The 16,725-nt window shown below is 35.2% G+C and carries 13 protein-coding genes and 1 tRNA gene; 5 read left to right on the top strand and 9 right to left on the bottom strand.

The window, feature by feature from the left end; genetic code table 11:
- Positions 1-132: 132 nt before the first annotated feature.
- Positions 133-714, bottom strand: a complete 582-nt coding sequence (locus AABJ51_RS06995; RefSeq protein WP_338374985.1) for an LOG family protein — start codon at positions 712-714, stop codon at positions 133-135.
- 486 nt (positions 715-1,200) lie between these two features.
- Between AABJ51_RS06995 and AABJ51_RS07000 the strand changes: the two genes are divergently transcribed.
- The 4 genes from AABJ51_RS07000 (at position 1,201) to AABJ51_RS07015 (ending at position 5,326) form a co-directional block, all read left to right on the top strand.
- Positions 1,201-2,523: a site-specific integrase gene (locus AABJ51_RS07000; RefSeq protein WP_338374987.1), complete on the top strand. Its 1,323-nt coding sequence runs from the start codon at positions 1,201-1,203 to the stop codon at positions 2,521-2,523.
- 203 nt (positions 2,524-2,726) lie between these two features.
- Positions 2,727-2,984, top strand: coding sequence for a helix-turn-helix domain-containing protein (locus tag AABJ51_RS07005; protein WP_338374990.1), 258 nt, complete (start codon positions 2,727-2,729; stop codon positions 2,982-2,984).
- A 3-nt stretch (positions 2,985-2,987) separates the two neighbouring features.
- Positions 2,988-4,217, top strand: a complete 1,230-nt coding sequence (locus AABJ51_RS07010) for a primase-helicase family protein (protein WP_338374993.1) — start codon at positions 2,988-2,990, stop codon at positions 4,215-4,217.
- Between the two features lie 677 nt (positions 4,218-4,894).
- The gene (locus AABJ51_RS07015; protein WP_338374995.1) at positions 4,895-5,326 is read left to right on the top strand and encodes a hypothetical protein; all 432 of its coding nucleotides are present in this window, start codon (positions 4,895-4,897) and stop codon (positions 5,324-5,326) included.
- Between the two features lie 47 nt (positions 5,327-5,373).
- Here the strand turns inward: AABJ51_RS07015 and AABJ51_RS07020 are convergent, their stop codons facing one another.
- The 7 genes from AABJ51_RS07020 to AABJ51_RS07050 all read right to left on the bottom strand — a co-directional run bounded on the left by AABJ51_RS07020 (position 5,374) and on the right by AABJ51_RS07050 (position 14,345).
- Entirely contained in the window at positions 5,374-6,153 is a 780-nt protein-coding gene (locus AABJ51_RS07020) for a hypothetical protein (protein ID WP_338374998.1), read from the bottom strand.
- Between the two features lie 11 nt (positions 6,154-6,164).
- Positions 6,165-8,234 (bottom strand): GmrSD restriction endonuclease domain-containing protein, encoded by a 2,070-nt coding sequence (locus tag AABJ51_RS07025; RefSeq protein ID WP_338375000.1) that lies wholly within the window; start codon positions 8,232-8,234, stop codon positions 6,165-6,167.
- A 5-nt stretch (positions 8,235-8,239) separates the two neighbouring features.
- Positions 8,240-8,995: a DUF6615 family protein gene (locus AABJ51_RS07030; RefSeq protein WP_338375002.1), complete on the bottom strand. Its 756-nt coding sequence runs from the start codon at positions 8,993-8,995 to the stop codon at positions 8,240-8,242.
- 91 nt (positions 8,996-9,086) lie between these two features.
- Positions 9,087-9,776, bottom strand: a complete 690-nt coding sequence (locus AABJ51_RS07035; RefSeq protein WP_338375005.1) for a hypothetical protein — start codon at positions 9,774-9,776, stop codon at positions 9,087-9,089.
- A 37-nt stretch (positions 9,777-9,813) separates the two neighbouring features.
- Complete coding sequence (locus AABJ51_RS07040) at positions 9,814-11,235, bottom strand: restriction endonuclease subunit S (RefSeq protein ID WP_338375007.1); 1,422 nt, start codon at positions 11,233-11,235, stop codon at positions 9,814-9,816.
- Positions 11,222-13,450, bottom strand: coding sequence for a type I restriction-modification system subunit M (locus tag AABJ51_RS07045; RefSeq protein WP_338375010.1), 2,229 nt, complete (start codon positions 13,448-13,450; stop codon positions 11,222-11,224). Before AABJ51_RS07045 ends, AABJ51_RS07040 begins: the two co-directional genes overlap by 14 nt.
- A gap of 820 nt (positions 13,451-14,270) precedes the next feature.
- Positions 14,271-14,345 (bottom strand) — tRNA-Pro (locus AABJ51_RS07050).
- 179 nt (positions 14,346-14,524) lie between these two features.
- Between AABJ51_RS07050 and AABJ51_RS07055 the strand changes: the two genes are divergently transcribed.
- Positions 14,525-14,980 (top strand): surface-adhesin E family protein, encoded by a 456-nt coding sequence (locus AABJ51_RS07055; RefSeq protein WP_134436413.1) that lies wholly within the window; start codon positions 14,525-14,527, stop codon positions 14,978-14,980.
- 317 nt (positions 14,981-15,297) lie between these two features.
- On the opposite strand, the gene AABJ51_RS07060 is transcribed toward AABJ51_RS07055, so the two are convergent.
- Complete coding sequence (locus AABJ51_RS07060; protein ID WP_134436414.1) at positions 15,298-16,668, bottom strand: MATE family efflux transporter; 1,371 nt, start codon at positions 16,666-16,668, stop codon at positions 15,298-15,300.
- Between the last annotated feature and the right edge of the window lie 57 nt (positions 16,669-16,725).

Consider the following 16,725-nt stretch of genomic DNA (forward strand, 5'->3'; position numbering starts at 1 on the left):
CGGCATACCAATACATTCTGAAAAAATAATTAAGGCCACAGATCTATTTATTGCCCATCCAAATACAACTACGATAGGTAGTTATTACCTTAAAACAAGACATTAAACACCTACTGTGACTTACATACAGTTTTAACGACTTGTATTTACCACCCACTTTTCGTCTTTCAACGGAACAAATTCTTTCATACGGCAAAGCAAGTCTTCAATATCATCACTAACGATAAGCAAATCGGCATGTTCTTTTTTCAGAAAACCATTCTTACTCATGTCTCCGACAAATTGAACAAGCGAATCATAATAGCCATCAACATTCAATAAGCCCAACGGTTTCTTATGAAGCGCCAATTGCGCCCATGTCAGCATTTCGAACAACTCTTCCATCGTACCGAATCCTCCGGGTAAAGTGATAAATCCGTCAGCAAGTTCACTCATCATAGCTTTGCGCTGATGCATTGTATCTACAAGAAATGTTTCGGTCAATGACATATGCTGAAGTTCTTTTTCAGCCAGAAAACGAGGTAATACCCCGGTAACAGTTCCACCTACCGACAAAGCACCATCGGCAACTGCTCCCATCAGACCAACACGCGCACCTCCGTATACCAGATTGAGGTGTTGTTTTGCTATGGCAGCACCCAGTTCATGAGCCTTAATCATAAAATTTTTGTCTGAGCCTTCGCTCGATCCACAATATACTGCAATACTTTTCATTCTTTATTTCATTTTTAAGATATCCAAAGATACTCTTTTTTGTTTTCGATACGGTTACGGTTTAATGACGAAATAATGAATAAAAATCACAAAACAAGCAACACAAGCAAGGCCAGTACAATTATACCGAATACAACAGCTATTATTCCAAATACTGATTTAGGAGCATCATTTAGTTTCATAAATCGTTTTATTAGTTTTTATCAAAGGGTATAAAAAAAAGCACTTACATTGCTGCAAGTGCTTTCTGCTCAATGGTCGGGATGACAAGATTCGAACTTGCGACCACACGCCCCCCAGAGGCGTATTTTTGTTTTATATCTCTTTGTAGTTTCAATATATTTTATTATATTTATATAATAATCAACATGTTAAAAATTATCCAATTTTATACATAGTTAGATTTTTTCTGCAACGATTGTGCAACGGAAGAGAAAAATGCAACGGAAATGCAACGCTTTTTTCATGTATTTATAATAAAAAGTTATGGCGAAAAAGAAGATTTGGAACTACAAATTAGTAACAGAGTTTGATAAGATGTTGAAGGATGGTACTTATCCGATAGTGATAAGGATAAACCTCAACGGACAACGTAAGCAAATTGCTTTAAATATATCTGCTACACCCGAACAATGGGACTCATTGCAAGGACGATATTCTACAGACAAGAGAAAAAAGACGAACTTGCATCCAGATACTGTAATCAATAATGCTTGGTTATCGGAGAAAGAAGTCTTGATGAACGATATTATAGATGGGTTTGAGAAAAGTAGAAAAGCATATACTGTTAATCAAATCGAAGCTGCATTTCTTAATCGTCCTCAACAGGCAAGAGTAAGTAAGTATGCCGAAAATTTAATACTAAACCTAAGAGAGACAAATCATACAGGTAATGCTGATTGTTACGAACGGACATTGCATATGCTCAGATTATTCGATAAAAAATTTGACCAACGTACCTTTTCTGACATAGATTACAAATTTGTCTGTGACTTTGATATTTGGATGCAGAAACCCAGAAAAACGGAATATAAAAGTAAACACACCACAAGAATAGTCGAACGAGACCCATGCTCTGGAAATACCAGAAAATACTACCATAAGGCACTTCGGGCAATATTGAATAAAGCTATTGCTGAGGGAAAAGCGACAAGAGACACCTATCCATATGGAAAAGGTCGATTTGAAGTAAATAGCTTGGAAGAAGAAACGGAAAAACGTTATTTGAGTGACGAAGATTTGGATAAGCTTAAAAATACAGAGTTATCTGATATGGAGGAAATAACGAGGCGTATATTTCTATTTCAATACTATTGTTACGGTATCTCGTTCATGGATGCTGCCTTGTTGACTCAAGACAATCTAATAAAGAAAGATGGTAAGAGTTATATTGTCTACAAACGTCAAAAAACACGTAATAGCAAAAAGGTTAAACCAATACAAGTATATGTAAGTAAGGAGCTTGAAGAGCTATTGGGTTGGTTCAAAAATAATACTTTACTAATTACCTCCTATCTCTTACCTATTGTCGCTATTGAAGGACACAAGGACGAACAACTATACAAATACATCAAAAATAGATGTGCAAAGACTAATAAGTATCTAAAAAACATTAGTGAGATACTAGAACTCGAACGAGTGCTTACCACCTACGTTAGTCGCCATACTATGGCTATGAAACTTCAAAATAGCGGAATAGCACGTGAAATTATTTCTGCTACACTTGGACACTCAGACCTAAAAACAACAGAAACTTACCTCGATAGTCTAAAAGGAGAACAAATAGACTCCGTTTCTGCTGTTTTATAGCTTATCTAATTGTTAAAAATACTCTAAATCAAAAATAATTTTCAACAAGTGTTAACTAGGATGATCCTCAATCGTTTACAACCTCTTACGGGTCATGTCACATTCCTGTAAATCAGGCAGTTATTGAAATAAAATCTTTGGTTTCGTAGATAAATACATATAAATTTGTCGAAGAAAAATATAAACCAATAGATATTTTAATTATGACAAAGTCTGAATCAATCAACACCGAAAAAGAGGTGTTAACTCCAGAAGAGGCTGCTGCATTTCTTAATTACAAATTGCCTTCTATCTACAAGCGAACTTCGCAGAAAACGATACCGCACTCTAAAATAGATGGTAAGATTATGTTCCGAAGGTCTCGTCTTTTACAATGGATTAGTGAAAATGAAGTGCCAACTATAGGAGAAGCTTCAAAAACACTAGATGAAAAATTGTTTAACAAACGTAATAGCTTGTAAAACATGAACGAGACGAATACATTAGGAAAGAAATTCCTACTATCAGAAAATGGTATCTTTCAATATTTGGATGACTATTTTGTCGAAACAATATCATACAATGGTAAAGGAGAAGTTATACGAGCAGTCAACAAAATAAGCAAACAGACGGTAAAAGAACGTTATCCAAAAGAGCTTGCAGAGGGTATTCCATTCTATGACTCTCAGACCTATATACCCGACCATACCAATTATCAAGCTTCATTTGGTAAATGTATCAATCGTTATCAACCATTGCCCTTTGAGCCTGTGGAAGGAGATTACTCTACTTGGTTAAAACTAGTTCAACATATCGGACAAGATAAATGGGATGTATTAATCACTTATCTTATTATTCTGGCACAGTCCCCCATCGAAAAACTTCCGATTTTAGTTTTGGTTTCTACCGAAAATGAAACAGGTAAAAGCACTTTTGCTCGTATGGTAGCTTCACTTTTTGGAGAGAATGCAGGTTTTTACGGACAAGATGCTTTAGAGAGTCAGTTTAATGGGTTTGCGATGAAGTTGATTGCCGTATTTGAGGAAATAACAAATACAAAGAAGAGCTTCTCCAAACTCAAAGATATTTCTACATCAAAATCAACGACAGTCAATCAGAAGTATCTTCCAGAGTTTAAATTTGAACCTTGTGTTAAAATTATGATACTCTCGAACAACGAGGATGATTGTATTGCTTTGACCGCACAAGATACACGGTATTTTGTGCTGAAAGTACCTCCGATAAAAGACTATGATGTAGACTTCGACAAGAAACTAGAGGAAGAAGCACCAGCCTTTTTGTGGTATCTATTGAACACCGAACCATTACACGCTAAAAGCTCTCGAATGTGGTTGCATCCAGATTTATTGAAGACCGAGCAACTAGAGATTATAATAGAAGCTAACAAGAGCGAAATATACCACGAAATCAAGTTTGCTATCGATGCAATAATGGTAGAACATGGATTACCTAAATTGGAAATAACGGCTGGAGAGATTAACAGCTATTTGCAAGGAAAGTATAGTCCTAATAAGGTCGCTAACGTTCTGAATAATGAATTTAAACTCAAATCGGAAAAGAAAAACTATGTTCCGTATTATAAATTGGCTAAAGAATATATTCCTGATGGAGATATGACTAAGCAAGGTCGAGTATACACCTTTACTAGTCCAGAGGCAGACGAAAGTCAGACGAAAGACAGCTTAAATGATTGATTTCTAGAAGATAGACATTATAGACATAGTTATTCATAAAAAAGAAAATAATAATAAATAAAAAATATCTTTTTCTGGTGTCTCAAGTGTCTGCTGTCTGATAATAATTCAGTTAAGCAAATAATACAACCATAACCCCTTATAGGTAGCTAAAACAGCACCTCATCCCAAATTAACATTTTATTATATATGTTGTTGGCAGTAAGCAAAATACTGTCAGTAGAGAGTGTTTTACTCGTTTTCCTTGAAGTCGATTAGCAAATGACTGATGACTAGGCATATGTACGATTACTAGTATGATGTTTTCACATTCTTGCCCCAACCTATTTTTTCGGTAAATGCAATGAAGTCCCCAACAAAACAGTATATTTGCAGTACGAAGGGAAAAACAAGACATAGCGATGTCAACCTTCAACATATTAGAAAATTACGAAACGTCTATCTTTATCTTGTAGTAAGGAATCTGGTAAATTCAATAAAAAGTACATAGATAATAGGCAGAACGTTCCACGTCTTCATAAAAGGCGTGGGGCTGTTGCTTATTTGTACTTTAGGCTTACCAGAGCCTCTTACTACGATGAGTTAGCAGTTCCCACGTTTCTTTTTTATAAACTTCCCATTCGGGGCTGATGGATACTTTATAGTTTACTTTTATGAAAAAAGCATTTTTATTTTTAATGTTGGCGGTAGTTGGTTTTGGATTTGTAGGGTGCTCTAGCGATGATGACGACAACACAGGCAGTTCGATGAGTGAGGCTCAGAAAAAAGCTCTTTCTGTCCTCAATGGTACTTTTAAATATGTGCATGAAGTTGGTACTACAACGATTGTATTCAAAGAACAGTACAACCCTGCAAAGGTGGTTATCCTTGACGAAAATTTTGCTACTGGAGAAGGGCGAGAGCGTAAGATTCACGGTATGTTTACAGTGACTTACTACAATGGTCAGTCATTCGACAAGTATTATTACATAGACCATAATGCGACTTCTATAGGCTTGTCATTCACAGAAAAAGGCAATAGAACCTATTCGAATTTGCTTATATCAAGTCCAACAGAATTCAAAATGAAAGGAAGCAACGATTTACGTTGGGAGGTATTTAAGAAATAACAGAGTGAGAGCCATAGAGATATGGCTCTTCGCATTTATATCAATTGTTATTCTCGAAGCTCAGATATTAAAGGCATTATTTGCTCTTTTATAGCTTTAAAAACTTCGATTGAATTATCTACATATTTTCGAGCGATTCCAGATGAAGTTGTTCTAAATTTTTCTAATATCTTTTCTGTCTCATCATCACTTTGACCAAAAAAGCAATAAAGGTTTCGATGTTCTAATTTACCTCCTTTCAATGGAGTTTTAACTTGAGGTAATATCACAGAATATGCTTTATCCTCTTTGTCTTGCGTTAAATCCTTAATATATTTATCAATCGAATGATGTGTAATGATACCCATATACTGTAATTCTTCTTCTAAGAGGTAAGCATCAATCAGAGGCTGACCACAATAAAGTAATTTACTTTGATTTACATATATTTCGCCATGAGCAATAGCACCCTTTAATGGAATTTCATTTTTAAGACACTCTTCTATAAACTGAGTAATTTTCTGACAAAAAAAACTAAATGCAATCTCCGAATCATCTTTCGAAAAAATGACAATACTATCAGAGAATGTAGTGAAACGCAAAATATTATCTGGTTCTTTTTCTTCTCTTCTTTCGTTCATTAAGTTAAACCCTCTGTCTCGACCCAAATCTAGGCTATTTTCTAAAAACTTATTCATTTTGAGTAATAGTTCTGATACCTCAGAAATAGAAGATCTCATTACTCTATCTTTAAACCCCAAAATATCTATAAAAGCTACAAATCTATTACATTGTGGTATCCAGATATCAGTTTTCTTTATATTGGTTGACTGTTTCTTTCTTGCCATCATTTACAATTTTAATCCATTTGTTTATCAAAAGCTTGTTGAATCAGCTCCAGAACATCATTCAGTTCGTTAAGATGTGATATACCGACCTCAACATCGCCATTACCCCATCGTCCTAAATCAGAGACATCTTTGCATAATCCTTTAGGGTCAATAACCTCATCGAATGATAGATTTAGAGACAATCTAAGCCGTGATTTCTGAGGCACTATATCAACGAAATTAGTCTCGGCTTTGAAGGCTATATATAGTTTCTTAAACTCCTCTCTTACAGCTGGGTTAATGTTTAATATGCGTTTCCTTAGCTCTTTGTATAACTCCAACATTTCCCCATTCAAATACTCATAGCTGTTGACAGTATATATTACTGGTGTATTTTCATCTGGTTTGTAGCTACTTAAAATCTCATCGGGTAAAAATGGAATAGTCCAAACCGTTTTTGCTTTTTCAGCTAATTCTTCGGCTCGTTTTTCAATTTCATCCTTATCCCATTTATTTACAGTTCTGAGGTACTCATTCATTCTTAATGGAGAATCATTAAAACCGCCCTCAATCGTTTTCTTTTCGGCAAATGGTCGGTCACTCAATTCGGAATTATAGCCTGTTAAAGTAAGATTTCCGAGAGTATGTAAATATTTATCTTGTATATCCTGCCAATTATCGCCTAACATTAACTTCCATTCTTCTCTCAGGTCTGGATTCTGAGGCATAATGTGTTCTATAGTGTAGTCTGAGATATTGACAACTTCTTTTCGTTTGTAGTTTTCTAATTTGCTGAACATATAATTTCTGTTACGCAAATTATAAACATCCTTAACCATAAGAGCATTCTCAAATTCCACATCATTAGGAAAGCGTTTGTAGCCATCAAGCAAAAGGAACGAAGCTTTTACGCTCTCTATGTAATTATCTTTGTTTACGGATTTATATAGGTTCTCAAATGTCTTATTCAAGCTGTTTGTAGGTATGCCACATATAACACGTCTGAAAACATAGTTTTCCACCATGCAGATAACCTCATTAAACTCTTCTTTGCTGATTATTCCATCGTTATAATCGTTGTAAACAGGCAAGAGGTATGGGTAACTAACATCTACTTTAAGTTGGCTTATCCGCTTGAAGCTTTCTTTCAATACTGCATCTGGCTCTTTATGAATAACCATATTGACATAGTATTTCGAAAACTTATGAATATCTTTTACTACATCGGTTATTATATCTATGCTATTTGTGTTCTTTACATAGCTTTTGAAAGCCTCGTATACAAATCCTATTTTGGGGATGCTACCAGTTTTTACGGCTAAATAGTCACGAACAAACTTATCGAACAGCGTTGTATAGTCATTTCCATAGCTCTGTTCCATCGGAAACCAGTATTTTTCGTATAGCTCAGCTTGTTCGTCAATACCCCTTCTCATCAAGATATAATTACGAATAAGGTCGGCTTGCGACAAATCAAGTCCAGTGCTGTTCATGCTCTCAAAAATCAATTGAGGATTGTCTTTGTCTTTTTCCAGTGCCACATTAACAATAAAGAGCCTTAGCAGACCATTGTACACATCCGCAACGTTAGAAGAGTTGATACTATCTCTGAAATAATTATAATTCTCGACAATGCGAATAGAATGCTTTTCGGGCTGTTCTATTCCTTTTATTAGATTCAGGTAAGTATCTTTATCTCTCTTGGTCAAAAGTAGCTTATATCGTAGCTCATTATCCTCCTGACTATTGAATAAATAATAGTTTTGAAGTTTCGAATAAGTGGTATCTATTTCGACCTCATTATTCTTCAAAAAGTCAGCAAGGGCAGCGATTAGTAACGATACCGTTGTAAGGCGTTGCTGTCCGTCAATTACCAATAATTGAGGAATATCGGATATGGTATGTATACTTTCTTGAAAATAGACGATAGAACCTATAAAATGCCCTTGCATGGACATATCTCTGCTAACACTGAGAATGTCGCTAAACAATTGCTGACATTGGGGTTTCGACCAATTATAAGTACGCTGGTAGATAGGTATTACAAACTGATGTGGTGCTTTCAATACAGTTAGTAAGTTTGCTTCGGATGCTTTCATGAATATTATTTTGTATTATTTCTATTGTCAATTATCATTATTCCTTTAACTCCATCAAATTCTACACGATAATCTGCATACCAACCTAAAGGAAGGAGTTCATATTTATAGTTTAATATTGAATTTACATATTGTGGAATTTCCAGATACTTACCTAATGGCTTATTTTCTTCATTAGCTGAGAATGAAAAGTATTCTTCTAAGAATGACTCAAAGGAAGAGAAAACTAATGGACAGCAAAATAAACATGAAAGAGGAATTGTAGTCTGCAAAATTTCAGACTCATTGATTGGGGTTATATTAGGAGTCACATAACTCTCTTTCAGCTCAATTGCATTAGCCAAATAAACACCTTCATCTAAAATATTTTTATTACATCTAACATGAGATGATGCTCCATTTGTATAGAAACTATATAGGGGAAAGAATTTATATTTAATGGCATCATTAATTAACAGATCAATTTGTTTGCCATGTCTATTAGATTGGTTCAAAGCTTTATAGTTGTTTCTCTCCAACATCTTTGCTTGTACTCGAAACTTGTATGAGGCATGAGGATATAAGAACCACCATTCCCAATCTGCTCCAGTAACTTCTCCTTCATGCCTTCTAGTAAAGGATTTATAAGTAATATTATTTATATTATCAGATATGTAATATAAAAGCCAATCGGTTAGTGACTCTTCATAAACATCAGGTTGTTTGCGTATCCACTCTTTTACATAAATAGAAGCATATCTTAGTTTTTCACAATCAGTCATAGGTGTAAAATGATTTAAAGTTTACTTTATCTTAAAAAAAATTATTCTATTTATAGTTTAGGTTGCATCTAATTCTTTTATAGAGTCTGATTTATTTTATAGAGTCTGATTTATTTAGATTATTCTTTTCATATATAGACTCTAATATTTTCTGATTTGACTCTTCTATCTTATTATAGTCTACACTATTAAAGCTCATTATTCCAAATATTACAGTCAGTACAACACCTATGATTGCCACAGGCATAGACCATTTATTTAATGCTTCGGTCTTTAGGTATAGCCTATTTCTAGTCGATATTATAGACCTTAATTGTTCTAAATAATCACTGATAGAATCTGTATCATTATGTTTTACAGAATCATTTATTGATTTTAAAATTCTACGTTCTTCTTCTGGGATATCAGAAAAAGGTTTCTCTTCTTTTTCTTCTTTTACGATATTTTTTAAAAAGTCATAATGTTCAGGCAAACATTTATCGCTTGCAAGATAATCTTCAAGAACAAATAATAGTATTAAATCCGAATCATACGAATCTTTTTTTCGGTTCAAAGAACTCAAAAGTATAACTATATCTTCTTTCTCTTTTATTAATCCTTGTTCTAATTTTTTAGCCAGTTGACCATAAAACAAATCTTCTACTTTTTCTTTCTCCTTTTTCCCTTTTTTCAAGATAGTTAAAAGAGTCGATACAGCTACAGAAACAAAAGATGTTAGTATAGCTGCTAACAGTAAAGATGTTGTTGAATCACTGAATCGTTCGTTAAAAAAATCCAACATAATATTGTTTTTAAGTTTGTATTTTATGTTATTTCTCTTACCCCAATATCATTTGCTCTACTTCTTGTTTAGCTTGCTCCAGTATTGCTTTAGCATCGTTTTGAAGCTGTTTTGCTTGCTCTCTGATACTTTGTATATGTTGGGCTATCTCATTCTGCTTTTCGAGGGGAGGGAGAGGGATGGGTAACGACCTCAGCAAATCTAAACCAACTCCAGATTGATTGTTCCAATTCGTACAAATTGAATAAAATATTTTGTTCTTCTGGTAAGAGTTTAGAATAAGCCAAATATAATCAGGTACTGCAACTTCTTTGTTAACTGCTATTTTAGTGATATGATTTGAAAATAAAAGTTGCTGTTGCTCCTTCAAAATGGCTGTTTTTCCTACCCATTCTTGACTGTTGGTATTATTAAACAAAATATCATCTACATTTATAAAATCACTCTCGTTGTAACTATTATCAACAGGAAGGTAAACGTTCTTGTCAAACTTAAGAGTACCTTGCTCGTCAATATTTGTAGGTCTAATTTGGATGATTCCACTATCATCTAAAACTTGGTCTTGTTTTCCTGCTCCAAATCCAGATTTAAAGTTTAAAGCAATCTCTTTTATTTTCTTCTCTTTATATTTACCTGTAAGAAAATCAGATATCTTATTTTTTAATGACAATGGGTCTAATCGACCTCTACCAATCTCGCTAAACCGAGAAGTAAAGACACGCTTCTCTAGGCTATTATCCGTTTCGGGGAGGGTAATACCCAATTCGCCCAATAAATAGCTGTCTATGCTATCTAAAAGGGCTTTAGCTTCGGCTTCTTTTTGTTGCTTTAGGTTATAGGCTTGTTGATATAGAGTTACTATCTTTTGTTGAGTTTCAACATTTACATTAGGTATCTTAATACTTTTAATTTTTCCTACCGTTAAAAAATCTCTAGCCGAATTAGATAAAATTCTTTTAATATATAGTTGTCCGAAATATGAATTGAGATAGTAAAGAATAAAATTTTTATTTACCTCTTCTTTCAATCTTATAAGCGTAATGTTTCCACTTATATTCTTATCTACAAACCTATCATCAACAATAGAAGTAACACCAGTTGTCACTCCTATTCTAGCCATCAGTAGGTCATCTCTTTTTAACTGAGTAGATTTCAGTTTATTATGATAGAACTCTGTTATGTATTTTTGATTATCAGTAGAAATCCCTTCTTGTTTTAAATTCTCTATCATTATAACCTCAACCCCTGTATCTGAAAAATCAGGTCTTTCATGTGGAGCATCGGAAATCTGTTTAGCAATATCATTCAACCGAATAAAGCTATATTTCTCTATAATAGAATCTAATATTTCATATTCTGACGAAAAATATGAAGGGTCAAATCGTCCCTCCAACTCAGAACGATTGACAATAAAAACCTTATCGGGATTATTATGTGAGGGTAATTTATATTGCTCCATTGTCTATTGCAGTTATAAATTTAGTCAGCTCCTCACTGATATAATCCAATTCGTTGTTGTTGGTCTTCTTGCCTGTGGCATCGTACCCAATATCTTCGGCTATTGCCATAAATATAGGATAGTCGGGCAGTTCCTCTTGTTTGGCTTTTAAGTACGCTTCTTGTAGCTCTTCTTTCAGATTATTGATACGTTCAGTATATTCAGCATTTACCTCAGTACGCCACTCTTTATATTCATCTGTCTTTTTCAGTTCAGTTATACTCAGGTCAATAAATGGATTATCGAATCCTTCGAGGTCTCTCAATACTTGTTTTTTCTCTATGTCCCAAATTTCTAAAGTTACATCATAGTCAAACTTCTTCTTCAACTTGGCTTGTAGACTCAGCTTCTTATTTTTCAGCTTTTCGGTATGTGCTACTTTGTGCTTTTTGAGAAATAATACAGAGCTTTTAACTCCTGCACCTGTTGCTGTAAATGCCGTTTGTGGCATAGACACCACCGCTACAATGCGAAACATATCTTCTATACCATCACGCACATATTGCAGACTACTGTTGGTTAGAATTCCATCGGGCAAGACGATAGCCAAATACCCGCCTTCCTCCAGAAACTTATAGCATTGTTCTATAAATAGAATTTCGGTACTTTGATTTTCTCGTGGTGTTGGGGTCGATTTTGCTTTTACATCCAACCAATCGGGTTCTTTCTGCCCGAAACTATATTCTTTCAGATAGTTTTTCTCTGTACTCTTGATAGTAGAGCCGAAAGGAGGATTGGTTATAATAAAATTGAATCGGTTGTATCGGAAGCCTCTGTTTTTTGTTAGCTTCTGGATTTCTATTTCGTTCAGAAGTCCATCTGCCGTAATCACATTGGTATGACCATCATCGTGGATAATCATATTCATTTTGGCAGCACGTGATATTTGCTCGTTTATCTCTATTCCGTAGAGATTGTTTTCAGCAAAGTCATGCCAATATTTATAGTGTCTAAGATTCTGTTTTCGCCCTTGTTCTGTATTGTCTTTATAATTAGGATATATTTCCGTTGCTTGGCTTCGCACCTTGTTGAGAGCATATAGCAAGAATCCACCACTACCGCACGAAGTATCAAGTACCAGAGACTCGTTGGTTATTGGTAGTACATCAGTCGAAAATTTCACAATAGGGCGAGGTGTAAAATATTGTCCGAAACTTCCCCTAAAAAAAGAATCCATGAAGGTCTCAAAAGCACGTCCTTTGCTATCGAGGTCTGTTTCTCCTAAATTTATTTCTTGCAGATACCCCACAACTGTACGGATACGCTCGTCAGTCAAACGGATACCATCTCGAAACACTTCGGGGTCTTTCTTTCGTCCTTCCTCATATAACGCTTTTACACGTTCGGATAGGCGTTTATTTTCTTCCAGACGAATAGCATCTTTGAGTTGGTCGGCAGAAAGTCTGTCATATCCTTTTATCTCCTCTTTATCTACTGTGATTATCTGGAAGTCATAAGGTTCTCCACTTTTTCGGTCTTTGCGTTCATCCCAAATTTTACAGAATATAAGCTTATCCAATTCATCAAATGCTTCGGATGGATTTAATTGTCCTCCAGCCCAAAGAGCATCGTGAGCTTTCTCGAATTGCTTAGTCAGCAAGTCTTCGTCAATAACCTTTATATCTGAGAATTTTTGCTTTCCTGCTTCCTGTTTTAAGCCTTCTGCATCATAAACGAACTTATAATTCTCCAGTTTCTTTACACCGAACTGAGGAATATCTGGTTCGTCTATGCGAGTCGATTTGTTTTTATCAACCGAAAAATATTCATTTCTGAGTCCAGACGTTACCCAAACATATTTTACATCATTGGGGAGAGCATAAGCATAGCTATAAGCTTGGTCAATGGCTTGCAGAAATTCTTGTTCGCTAACTTCTTCTTTTTTGCATTCAACCAAAATATGAGGCTCTTCGCACTCATCATCATTATATACAACTATATCTGCTTCTTTGGTATCAGTCCCCATCTTCACAGGTACGAATTGTCGTATTCTCTGAGGATTATATCCATAATGAAGCACCAATTTAAGGAAAGTCAAAGCCTGTACTTTTTCTTCTGGATTAGTATAGTTCTTTTTCTTATTTTGGTATATATATGTAATTGCCTTTTTCTCCTCATCGAATTTTATCAATCCTTTCTGGATACCTAAGCCTACTAAATCAATATTCTGGTTCATGTTGAAAATTTTGGTAGTACAAAGTAAAGAAAAAACTCGAAGAGGGTGTAAAATATCAAGCTTAGAAATTACAAGACATTTCATTCCCCAAATAAAATCAACGAAAATTTTGTTTGTTGACGTTTTTTTTGTTTTTCAGAGAATTTGCAGATTTCACATACTTTTAACGAAAATCATGTAGGGTATGTAGGGTTGCCTCTTCTTTATGTAGGGTTGAAATCGTAACCCTACATGGTCGCAAGTCGTTGATAGGCAAGAATATGAAGGGCTAAAAATGGGTCTATGTAGGGTATGTAGGGTTGTGAGCCTAACTCTCCTCACGTATGTGGGAAAATGTTCAAAGAACCCTACATATCATACATATCCTACATAAAATGTTATACAAAACAAGATAACTCAAGTCATATCAGCTATTTACATCAACAAGCTTAGTATCTTTTGGAAACAATATAACCCTACATAGCAAAAACACCATCCTACACACCCTACACTAAATTAAGCCTTAAAACATCCAACTCACTACACATCAACGCTTTAACACAACAAACAAAGTGTTAGTTAACAGCTCGGAGCTTTTTCGCTTTGGAAAACTCAGAAAAAAAATAAAAAAAATTCGACACATCGGATTGGGGCAAATATGGAAAGTCTATTTAGGGGGTGTACCCCCTCCCTATGTCGTAAATTCAAGTATTCTTCCAAAACAAATCAGAATCCTCTATCTGATATTATACTTTGTATCTCTATAAAAAATGCAACGTTTATGCAACGGCAAATAAAAAAGACCTACAATAAAACATTGTAAGTCTTTGATATTCAACTGTCGGGATGACAAGATTCGAACTTGCGACCACACGCCCCCCAGACGTGTACTCTAACCGGGCTGAGCTACATCCCGAAATCGGATGCGAAAATAATATAATATTATAATAAATCCAAGTTTTCGGCTAGCTTAGTCTTAATTTTATTTCACTATTCAAGGCATGTAGAATCGAATTAAATGCTAACTTTAGGTTTAGAATTCTGTATAAGAAAGAATTATATTAAATAAGCTCGAAAACTTAAAAACATATTGATATGAAATATTTATCTGTTTTGCTATTTTTCATAATGGCTTCGTCTTCATTAGTGGCTCAAAATGTCTGGAAAAATCTGGCAGTAACCGAAAACACGGAAATATATATCGACTCTGCAAGTGTGCTCTCGAATGAAGGACAAATATCTGCCCGTGTTAAAACTGTTTACACGACAGAAAGTTCTCGTCAGGCATATATCAATAAAATAAAAAACATCTACAAAAAAGATGCTGATAAGAAAATAAAAAAATGGGAAGGATTCAGCTATAACATTACTTACGGAATATACGATTGCTCTAATAAGCGATTCAAAGTACTGGAAGTCGAAGATTTTACGTCCGGAGATAAAAGGATCGTAAAAACAAAAACAAACGAAAAGAAAGTCAAATGGATATTTGTCGATACTGATACAGTGGGCGATTATATCCTATATTATATCTGCGACGGACAATACTAAGGTCACAGACCTGTTGTTGACACTGTAAGCATGGCAGCAACAACTAGTTCTTGATTCAAAATACATCATTAAATATTTATGACTATTTAAAAGAATAAAACCCCCATATATAGAATCATAGGACAACCTGTTAATTCCTCTTTTTTTCAGTAAAAACCTTTGTGTTAAATTATATTTCAATAATTTTGTATTTAATAAAATATTGCTCCAAGCAATTTTAAAGGGCTATTGATAATACAATGGCAGGTATTTGAACGACAACAAAAAACAACCTATCAATTGATAGGTTGTTTATATTATCCTTGATTCTTTTCTACCTATCGCTTTTGCTTACGCAGTTCTTTCCTATATAAGACAGTAAACCATATAGGTAAAATTATCCCTTTACACATCGATGAAATAGCGATAGCCCACCAAACTCCGATTATACCCATTTGCGATGCCAAAATATAAGCCAAAGGAATCCGAAGAGCATTAAACACAATACTGATTACAGCTGGCTCTACAGTACGTCCTATACCGTTAAACATACCTTGAGTCGTAAGCTCAAACATCATAAATATCTGCACCATACCCATCACCAGCAGATACTGAGCTCCGGCTTTCATAGCATCTTCCTGAGGCACAATAAGCCCGAAAATCTGACCGCCGAACAATATAAACATAATACTTACCACGACACCCAAAGAGATCATTATCCTCAATGCGTAAATGTAGGCTTTACGTCCCCGTTCGATATGTCCTGCTGCATAATTCTGAGCCATAAAGGCACTCAATGCTGTCGAAAAGCCCTGCGAAGTATTCCATGTTACTCCTTCTATCTGACCACCTGTAGTCTGAGTCATCAACCCTATATGACCTCCATATATAGAAGCGGCACGAGCCAGATTCATATTAATAACCGCATACAGCGAATTCATGATCGATACGGGAGTACCCAGATAAAAAACTCGTTTCAGAAATAGTTTACGGGGTTTTATCAAAAATCTGAAATATCCCAAGATCGGATTTGCATATCTGATCTGATAATAAAACAGCCCGAATACAAACAGTTGGGATATGGCTGTACCAATAGCTGCTCCATGCAAACCCAAACCACACGTAAACATGAGAATAGGATCGAGAATCATATTCAGCACCAAGCCAAAAGCATTGTTCCGAAACGGAACAAAACTACGTCCTGCCCCATTATAAATTCCGGAGAAATTATACGATAAAAACTGAAATGGAAGACAAATTGTCAATATCCGCAAATAAAGTGCGGCATCGGCAGTAATCTCCGGATCAAGTTTAAAGAAAGACAATATGGGCTCAGCAAAAAACAAAAGCAAAGATACCCATACCACCGCTATAGAAATAGAGACAGTTGTTGTGTGTGAAGCATAAGCTTTAGCCAAACGTATCTTCTTTGCTCCGATCGACTGCCCGACGGCAACTTCCGCCCCGATCATCGCTAAATAGGCTATAGAAGCAGTAAGCCATAATAGCATACCGATAGATCCGATAGCCGCTTCGGCACGGGTCGCTACTTCAGAATGTCCATCAGAGCCCAAACGCCCTACCCACGACATCGCCATCAGCGTATATGCCATCTGCAGAAAACTTGTTCCCATCAGCGGCAAGGCCAAACGCAATAAACCCGACAGAATTTTACCTTCCGTTAAGTTATTAATACCTTGTTTACCCATAATTTAATTATATCAGTTCACACAACAGACAATAACCCTTTGTAATTCAAATATCTT

The sequence above is a fragment of the Indolivaga capnocytophagoides genome (assembly GCF_036511535.1).
GTDB classification, from domain to species: Bacteria; Bacteroidota; Bacteroidia; order Bacteroidales; family Dysgonomonadaceae; genus Dysgonomonas_A; species Dysgonomonas_A capnocytophagoides.